This is a genomic window from Xanthovirga aplysinae (assembly GCF_009711365.1).
GTDB lineage: Bacteria > Bacteroidota > Bacteroidia > Cytophagales > Cyclobacteriaceae > Xanthovirga > Xanthovirga aplysinae.
Genome location: NZ_SMMB01001131.1, coordinates 1 through 8,931, shown reverse-complemented (window position 1 = coordinate 8,931; position 8,931 = coordinate 1). Strand labels below are relative to the sequence as shown.

Annotated in this window: 7 protein-coding genes; 6 read left to right on the top strand and 1 reads right to left on the bottom strand. The window is 33.9% G+C overall.

The genetic code is table 11. The features are described from left to right. On the bottom strand, positions 1-549 hold a 549-nt coding region (locus E1171_RS13875), incomplete at its 3' end, for a sulfotransferase domain-containing protein (RefSeq protein ID WP_187696452.1). Positions 550-925: 376 nt separating this feature from the next. On the opposite strand from E1171_RS13875, the gene E1171_RS13870 reads away from it, so the two are divergent. From E1171_RS13870 to E1171_RS13845, 6 genes are all read left to right on the top strand, one after another. Further along, positions 926-2,233, top strand: a complete 1,308-nt coding sequence (locus tag E1171_RS13870; protein WP_155206629.1) for an MATE family efflux transporter — start codon at positions 926-928, stop codon at positions 2,231-2,233. 285 nt (positions 2,234-2,518) lie between these two features. Next, a complete protein-coding gene (locus E1171_RS13865; protein WP_155206628.1) occupies positions 2,519-3,787 on the top strand; it encodes a hypothetical protein in 1,269 nt (422 codons plus the stop codon). A 33-nt stretch (positions 3,788-3,820) separates the two neighbouring features. Continuing rightward, complete coding sequence (locus E1171_RS13860) at positions 3,821-4,903, top strand: glycosyltransferase family 4 protein (protein WP_155206627.1); 1,083 nt, start codon at positions 3,821-3,823, stop codon at positions 4,901-4,903. Positions 4,904-5,070: 167 nt separating this feature from the next. Further along, positions 5,071-5,847 carry a 2OG-Fe(II) oxygenase gene (locus tag E1171_RS13855; protein WP_155206626.1) on the top strand — a complete coding sequence of 259 codons (777 nt, stop codon included), beginning with the start codon at positions 5,071-5,073 and terminating at the stop codon, positions 5,845-5,847. A gap of 314 nt (positions 5,848-6,161) precedes the next feature. Continuing rightward, the gene (locus E1171_RS13850) at positions 6,162-7,496 is read left to right on the top strand and encodes an O-antigen ligase family protein (protein WP_155206625.1); all 1,335 of its coding nucleotides are present in this window, start codon (positions 6,162-6,164) and stop codon (positions 7,494-7,496) included. A gap of 224 nt (positions 7,497-7,720) precedes the next feature. Continuing rightward, on the top strand, positions 7,721-8,830 hold the full coding sequence (locus E1171_RS13845; RefSeq protein WP_222931504.1) for a DUF1972 domain-containing protein: 1,110 nt from the start codon (positions 7,721-7,723) through the stop codon (positions 8,828-8,830). The last annotated feature ends 101 nt before the right edge of the window (positions 8,831-8,931 follow it).

Here is an 8,931-nt window from a genome sequence, read left to right as displayed (position 1 = left end):
ATCACTGGAAATGATAAGGATCTGTTTTTTTGGAAAAAAACGATAATAATATTTCATTATTCTCCCGTATTCTCCCCATGCAATAAGGAACTGGGCGCCTTGGTCTGTTAAATTAAAATGATCGGCATAAGTAATGCTTCTTGCTTTTTCTAACTCTTTGGTTTTCAGAAGAGCGTTTAGCAGTTGGTCGTAATCCTTTAACCTAACTCCTTTTCTTAAACACATCTTAACATGCGAGATTAAGCGTTCAACCGGATCCCTTAAAGTTACCAGAATTTTTGCGGAAGGGTTATAATGATATATTTCTTTTGCAGCTCCTGGAAAGCACATGTAATGTGGATTTATTGTGCCGGTTTTAATGCCTTTTTCTCTTGAAATTTTAAATGATCTTTGAAAGTAATCCTCTAAATTGCTGTCTTTGTATCGCTTATAAAAGTAGGGAGCTTCTTTATTAGCCGGTAAGTTGATTTTTGGATGTTCTTTTAAGTAATGAAAGAGGGAAGTAGTACCTGATTTTTGAGCTCCAATACAAAAGAAATCTATTTTCATTTTATTAATTTGAGAATTGTAATAAGATTCTTTCACAATCGGAAAAATGAAATCATTTAATTTCAGGAATAAAGTAAAGGGTTATATTTTTTAATTAATTAGCGGGAGTAAATGTTTTATTTTGAGGGTATTTTATATCTAGGAGAACCTTTAGCCTTTATTTGCTTTTATCTACCATTATTCTTTTTTAACTTTTTCTACATCAGGGAAAAATAACTACCAAATCCCTTTTAATTAGAGGTATAGTTGAATATGCAAAAAGTGGTAAACTTTCCCTTCAATTCTTAGGAACAATTCCACGGTCCTTTAGTTAGTAAATTGACCTAGTCTTTATCCTCAACAACAAAGCCCCAACGCTTTATTTCTATTTCTGCAAATGTTAAAGTTTACTATTGTCGAGGGCATTAATAAAGTACTTGGATTGTTTTTAACTGCTATAATCTCACGCCTTCTTACGCAAGAACTTTTTGCCGAATTCCTGTATTATCAAACGATCTTTTCTTATTTATTAGTTTTTAGTATCCTATCCTCTGACTATAAATTTTTGGTGAATTATAAAATAAATAAATCCTTTTTAGGGAGTCCACCTTTTTACCAGACCCTTTTTATAAGAGGGGTATTTGTGCTTTTAATCTTGGTAATTTCCCCCTTTTTTATTTTATATTATGATCGCCTGGCCTTTTGGCCCTATATGATTTCTATTGCCGGAACGGTGATTCTGTTTACATTTATTATGTATGTGGAGGGCGAAAAGCAAAAGCTAATGAAATATCGATTTTGGGCTCAGGTTATTTCTATTCTATTTGTTCTGGTTTTTTATTTTAATTGGCTCTCCCCTTATTTTATAACTTCTCTTCAGGCTTTTCAAAATTTGTTTTTGACTATTGGCGTCTTTTTTGTAGCCAAAAAATATATTGCTCCCTATTTTAAATGGAAATCTTTTGTCTTTGCAATCCAAAATATAAAATGGAAAGTGTTTTTAGACCTTTTGGTTTATTTTTTCATTAGAAATTTTATCTTCTTTATCACAACCATTGAGGTGCTTATACTTTCTTTTTTAAGTTTGGAAAAAGGAAGAAATGTGTTTGTGGAAGGGTTACGTTTGGCTAACACATTGCTTCCTTTTGCTATATTTTACATAGCTTTTAATATTAACAAATTCAAAAAGAACTTTTTTAAGGTTCTTACAGCCATTGCTCTTCTAAATTTATTTTTGGCCCCATTTTTTGTTTTCCTACTTTTTGGGACAGCGTATATCTCCAAGGTTTATTTTTATAATTTCTTTCTACTGACTTTCCTTTTTAGTGCCATGATGGAAAAGGAGTTTTTAAGTTTTTTAACCTTAAAAAATGATGCCAGGCATGCTTTACTTTATTTTAATCTGACTTATTTTATTTTTTCCACAGTTTTCGTGTTTTTGAATTTATCTCTTGGAATATCTGATCCTTTGTCCATTATTATTCTTTATACTTTAAAGTTATTGATCTATTATGTTTTATTAATTGTAAGATTTAAGTTGCCTCAATCTATTAAGCAAGTTTTAATTGCTTTTTCACTTGTGTTGGCTCTCAATTTTGGTCTGGAAAGATTCGGTTATTATCGCAAAACCCATCACACTATAAATGTTGTGAAAAATGAAATGATGCAACTTTATTATTCACGCATTGGATCAACTGGAAAATAAGAAAAATCACATTAGAGTGAGATCAAGGCACCTTCCTAGAGCAAACATTCAGTTCATTTCTCACCTCAGTTGTTTGAAAGTTAAGTAAGGCATTAAATTCTTTGTCTTTCTATGGAGTTCTTTGGGTTTGTGAGCCAGAACAATAGATTTTTTTAGAGGTTAATATAATACTTGGCAGCCGCAGGTCAAAGAGACAAGGTATGCCTTGTTGCTACACCTTCCTAATTTCAATTTCCCAAATGCTTTATGCACTTTAAATTTAAAAATAATAGGCAGGTTTTAAATTTGGACCATTTACGGAAAAGCTCAGGGTTGAAGGCGGAAAGAAAACAATTGCTAGTAAACCTTTTCTTTTTGTTCAATAGCGTGGGATTACCAGGTCCATTGCTTTATACAAACCTAATTTTTCCTTTTTACATAAAAATATTAAGACAAAGAAAGTATTTGCGCTTTTTTATTGGATATGCCGCATTTACTCTTATCTATGGTGTCGTTCATTTCTTGCAAATTCCAGAGATTAATTGGTTTTTTTATTTAAAAACCTCATTTTTTCTGCTTTTAGTATTCTTAAATATTCTATTGATTCATCATTTTTTAGAAAAGCATCAAAGGGATATGGGACAAATGATGGAAAAAATGGTAAGACTTTCTTTTACCCTTTTTTTAATCTCTATTGTTCTTATCCCCACACCTTTAGGTAAAGAATTTTGGAAACTCTTTAATTACTGGAATTTAGACTCTCCACTATTTAGATATATGGGGTTATCTTATGAGCCTTCCTATTATGCCGGGATAATGACTCCTGCTTTGCTCTATTTTTCTTTGAAAGTGATTAAACTTGGATTCCAATTCAAACATTTGAAAATATTGCTCTTAGTATTAATCCCATGGGGCTGTACTCTTTCTCTTGGGGTTTTTGGTGCTTTATTTCTCGCCTTAGTTATTGGTTTGATAATAGATAGTTTAAAAAGAAAAACCGTTGACCGGCAAGTTCTTTTAGGTCTTGGTTCCTTGTTCCTAATAATGGGCTTGGTCCTTTCAATAGATACCACATTTTCTAATAGGATTAAAGATGTTTTAAAAGGAAGGGACACTTCAGGTAATGGACGAACATATGAAGCCTTTTATTTAGCTTATAAACTTACTCAAGAAGGAACCCCCTCACTTTGGACAGGTATTGGTCTGGGGCAAGTAAAAATAAAGGGAGAAAAGGTAATAAGGCCTTATTACGGATATGCAGATTCCTGGACAAGAGTGGATCTTCCGAATTGTACAGCTGAAACATTTGCCGTTTGGGGGTTATTGGGATTTTTTCTCCGTATAGCCTTACAAATAGTTTGCTTTATTTACTTTAAAGTGGCCTCTAATTACTTTCAACTGTTTTTATTTCTATTCCTATTCATTTATCAATTTACAGGTAGCTTCGTTACGTCGACTGCTGAATACATGATTTGGCTGTTGATATTTATGAGGTTGTTTCCGGAATTTGATATTCCTTCTAAAAAGGGAAGAATCCCTTATTCTAAACCGCTTAAATTTCAAAATAGCCCATGAGTTCAATAATGTAGTAAAAGTGCATGTTATGGTATGAAAATTCTTATGATAAGTAGGGCAACTTTATTCTCGAGTCCAGGGGGAGATACCACTCAAGTAGTGGAAACCGCCCGTCATTTAAGGGTGCTTGGTGTAGAAGTAGATATTAAGCTTTCAGATCAAAGAATAGCATATAAAAAATATGATTTGCTTCACTTCTTCAATATTGACAGACCCAACGATATTCTACTGCATATGAGAAGGTCTAAAAAGCCCTTTGTAGTCTCCACGGTATTTGTGGATTATGGGGAGTTGGAAAGATACTTTCGGAAGGGTTTTTTGCGTCTTTGCACAAAGGTCTTTTCTCCAGATCAATTGGAGTATTTGAAAGTTCTGGCCAGGGCCTTTTTAAATGGTGAAAAACTAAGAAGCCTGGAATATTTTTTCCGTGGTCATAGATCTTCCGTTCAGCAAGTTGTTCGAAAAACGGCAATGCTGTTGCCTAATTCCAAAAGTGAGTACCAGCGCTTAGTCGATTCTTATAAGGAATCGCAACGTTATAAAATTATTCCTAATGCTATTCGGAAGGAATTATTCGGACAAGCTCCTCCAAACTATAAAAAGGAAGGACTTCTCTGCGTTGGCCGTATTGAATCTCGCAAAAATCAATTGAATCTTATAAGGGCAGTTAAAAAGACAAAATATAAGTTGAAATTGGTCGGTATTCCTGCACCTAATCATATTGAATATTTTAACTCTTGTAAAAGGGAAGCTAATGAACAAATAGAGTTTTTAGGCCGTATTTCGGAAGAAGATTTATTGAAAGAATATCAGGCTGCCAAAGTCCACATATTAGCCAGTTGGTTTGAAACTACGGGTCTTTCTTCTCTGGAAGCTGCAGCACAAGGTTGCCAACTTGTGATCAGTAGAAAAGGGGATACGGAGGAGTATTTTCAAGGAGATGCCTTTTATTGTGAACCGGATGATGTTAATTCCATTGCGAAGGCTATAGAAGAAGCTTATAAAGAACCATTTAATAATTGCCTAAGAAGTCGAATTATGAAGGAATATACTTGGGAAATTACAGCAAAAATGACTTTAGAGGCTTACCAACAGGTATTAAGAGAGCAGGAGTAGCTTTTGATGGAGGTATTTCTAACCTGGGATTTGGATAGGAAATTATTTGAGGACCTCGAGTTTCTTCATTGAATCTAAAAGTTCAATAAAAATGAAAAGGAAATAAAGTGCTTTTTTCCCTGGAAAATCAGGGTTAACAATATACCCAACTAATTAACTATTGAATAATGATAGATTTTGACTTTCTGGAAAAAAACAAGGAAGATTTAAGGTTTGAATATCTGACAAAGAAGCCATTTCCTTATTTAGTATTGGATGAAATTATAGACAGAGAAAAGTTAGGTAGTCTATATGATCAAATCCCGGAGTTGGTAAATAAGAGCAGGGATTATGTATTTGCAAACAATAAATTTGAAAAATCAAATTACAAGACGCTAGGAGAGGAATTTGAAGAACTCTATAATGACCTTTCGTCACAGCGAATGAATGATTTTTTAAGCTTTATTGCATGTGAACCAATTTTTGTTGACCCTAAAAATCATGGCGGTGGATTACATCAGGGAAAGAAGAATAGTTTTTTGGATATGCATTTGGACTTCAATTACCATCCTCTGAATAAAACATGGTTTCGGAACATGAACTTGCTTTTATATTTAAATAAAAACTGGAAACCTGAGTATGGGGGGCAATTGAGGCTGGAAGATTTAAGAAGTGGAGAAAAAAATGAAATTGATGTTCCCTTTAACCGCTTGGTGATACAGAAAACCCGAGGTTATACTTTGCATGGGTATGATAAAACCAGTTTTCCTGAAGGTAGCTTTCGCACTTCCATTGCTACCTATGCTTATACGGATCATAAGTATTTAATTGAAAAACGAAGAACAACGGATTGGTTTCCTGGAAAGGATGCTGGCTCCATTAAAAAGTTTATGGCAAAATACTATGATTCTGCTGTAAAAGTTAAGAATTATTTTTTTGGTAGTGGTACTGCCAAAAATCAATAATTAATTTGAGAGGTTATAAAGAAAAATACCTAGTGAAGGGTAATGTCCAATTTCTATTTACTATATGTTTTAATATTGTTTGTAGAACCTGCCATCTATCCTGCTTCGCGCTTTCGATGAATTTCCATTATTAGTGATAATTGTCAGTATACCTGGTTGAAAGGGTTACTATGTCGCGTACCCTTTGTAACCTTAATTCCTTGTTTTAATTTTCCCTGAATACTGATTTAAATTCTTCTAAGTATCGCTCTTTTCAAGAAAATAGTCTTGGAACCCAATCGAGTTATGACATCTTTCTAAAAAAAATATGGATTATGGTTTTAGTGCAGTTAAAGGAAGAAAAAACCCTTCACCAATTATTTAGAGAGAAATGGTATGTTTTTAGTCTAATTTGTGTTGCCCTTACCCTCCCTACCACTATAACATTGAATCGTTTAGCCATCATTCAGCTAGTTATTTGTTGGTTAATCCTTCCCAATTTGAAACAACGGTTTAGCATTAATTGGCTAGATCCTAAATTGTTAGTGTTTGTCTTATTTTATTTCCTCAATGTACTAAGTCTTTTATTCACTCAAAATATGGGAGAAGGATTATTTGCCTTGGAGAAACGGGCCTCCATTCTGCTATTTCCCCTTTTATTAAGCACATCTGTTAGATTAAAAGCCAATGAGAAGACATTAATTTTTGGGTCTTTTGTTGTGGGTTATCTACTTACCTCCTGTCTGCTGTTATTTCATGCCTTAAAGCTTTACTTAGTAGATGGGAATACTGCATACTTTTTTTTTCATTCTTTAACTAGACCCATAGATGCTCATGCTATTTATTTTGCCATGTTTGGCATTTTTAGCGTAGGTGTTTTAGCACATCGATTGGATCAAAAGTGGGGAATGTGGGATTATTATTTAAAAGGTCTTCATTTACTAGTCATAGGCTTTCTTTTCATGGTTATTTTTTTGTGTGCATCCAAAATGATGATGGGTCTTCTTGTTGTATTCGTGATTATTCTTTTGTACAGACATATCAATCATTGGTATGGAAAACATTTAAAAAAGCTGATGTTGAGTTTCAGTCTATTTTTTCTTACCCTTTTTGGAGCCTTTATGTATTTCAATGAACCTATACGGGAAAGGCTTAAAACGGGGCTATTCGATGGGGATTATAAAATGCTTTTTATGGATAAAATGCCTATTGAAACTCGTTTAAACGGAGTGAATCTAAGGCTTTTAATTTGGAAGCTGGGGATTAAGGGCATCATCAAAGAAGGAGATTTTGTTTTTGGCTTTGGCCCTGGAGATACCCAAATTCACCTTAATTCTTTTTATATAGAATCTGAGCTTAGCAAAAGGGGATATTTGGGTTATTCAGCTCATAATGAATATGTACAGACCTTTTTGGAGTTAGGCCTGATTGGATTGTTGTTGTTATTAGTTATTTTTTATTTCTCATTCCGGTATGCTTATCAATATTCAGGAGTGGTGCACTTTTATTTTTTGTTCCTCTTACTTTTTGGTTTCTGCACAGAGTCTATGTTAGCCATGAACAAAGGCATTCTTTATTTTTCTTTCTTTAGCTCTGTATTTATGTTCCTGCCTAATAACTCCAGCCTTCTTGGCCCTGAGATAAATTCCAAGTTTAAAGATAAGAAGTGATTAGGAATTCACCATTTCACTCAAACCTTCTTTACCTGCCCATGTTGTAATAAGGAAGGTTAGAGTTGTTTACTTTTGGAAATTGGGGGCCCTTGAATTTCTAGTTCCTTTTGAGGGCTATTCTAAAGTATTGGATTACCCTTAGTATTATTTACCAACTCCCAATTTCAGAAAACATCCAGTTTCCTTCGATTTTAGCCCGGATTAAGAGGTGAAAAAATTGAATGCCGAATATGAGAGTTGGAATTATTGGAACCAGAGGAATACCTAATTATTATGGAGGCTTTGAGCAATTTGCAGCAAATATTTCAGTCTACTTAGTGAATAAGGGACATGAAGTTTATGTTTATAACTCTTCTAATCACCCTTATAAAGAAGCAGAATGGAAGGGGGTTCGTTTAATTTATAAACCTGATCCTGAAAAACGAATTGGAACTTTTGGCATGTTTATTTATGATTTGAATTGTATTTTGGATGCCAAAAAGCGAGATTTTGATGTAATCCTTCAATTGGGTTATACCAGCAGTTCCATTTGGGGTTGGCTAATGCCTGAAAACTCAGTGGTGGTAACCAATATGGATGGTCTGGAATGGAAGCGAACGAAATATAATTTCGGGGTTCGTAAATTTTTGAAATTCGCAGAAAGTTTAGCTGTTAAATGGAGTGATTATTTAGTGGCGGATTCTAAGGGAATAAGGGAGTATTTAAAAAAAACATATCGGGTGGGGGCAGAATTTATTCCTTATGGAGCAAAGGTTTTTAATTCTCCAGATGCTTCATTTTTGAAGGAACTAGATCTGGTTCCATTTAATTACAATATGCTAGTTGCTCGGTTGGAGCCTGAAAACAATACTTCACTTATTTTGGAGGGGGTAGTAAAAGCTAAAAAGTGTGATTCTCCTTTTTTAGTTATCGGAAATTGGAAAACCAAGTACGGAAAATATTTAAAGAGAAAGTTCTCATCGGATAAAATAAAGTTTTTGGGTGGAATCTATGATTTGGAAAAGCTAAATAACCTCAGGTATTATAGCAACATTTACTTCCATGGCCATTCCGTGGGAGGAACAAATCCTTCTTTATTGGAAGCTATGGCTTGCAGGTCTTTTATTTGTGCTCACGACAACCCTTTTAACCGGGGAGTTTTAGGTACAGACTCTTATTATTTTAGTTCTTATGCAGAGGTAATTTACTTGTTGGAAAATGTCCAAAAGAAAAGTGAATCCAGAATTATCAAGAATAATGTCCGTAAAGTAAATGAATACTATTCCTGGGAAAAAATAAATGCCCAGTACGAAAATTTTATGGAAAACTGCCTTACGTTGGTGAAAGGTTAATTTAGTGATGAATGAAGAGTGAAAAGTTGTCCTTTCTTACCCTTCATTCATCAATGTCCTAAGCTTCAATAAGATCTTTCTTTTCTGCTAGATTTTTTTTT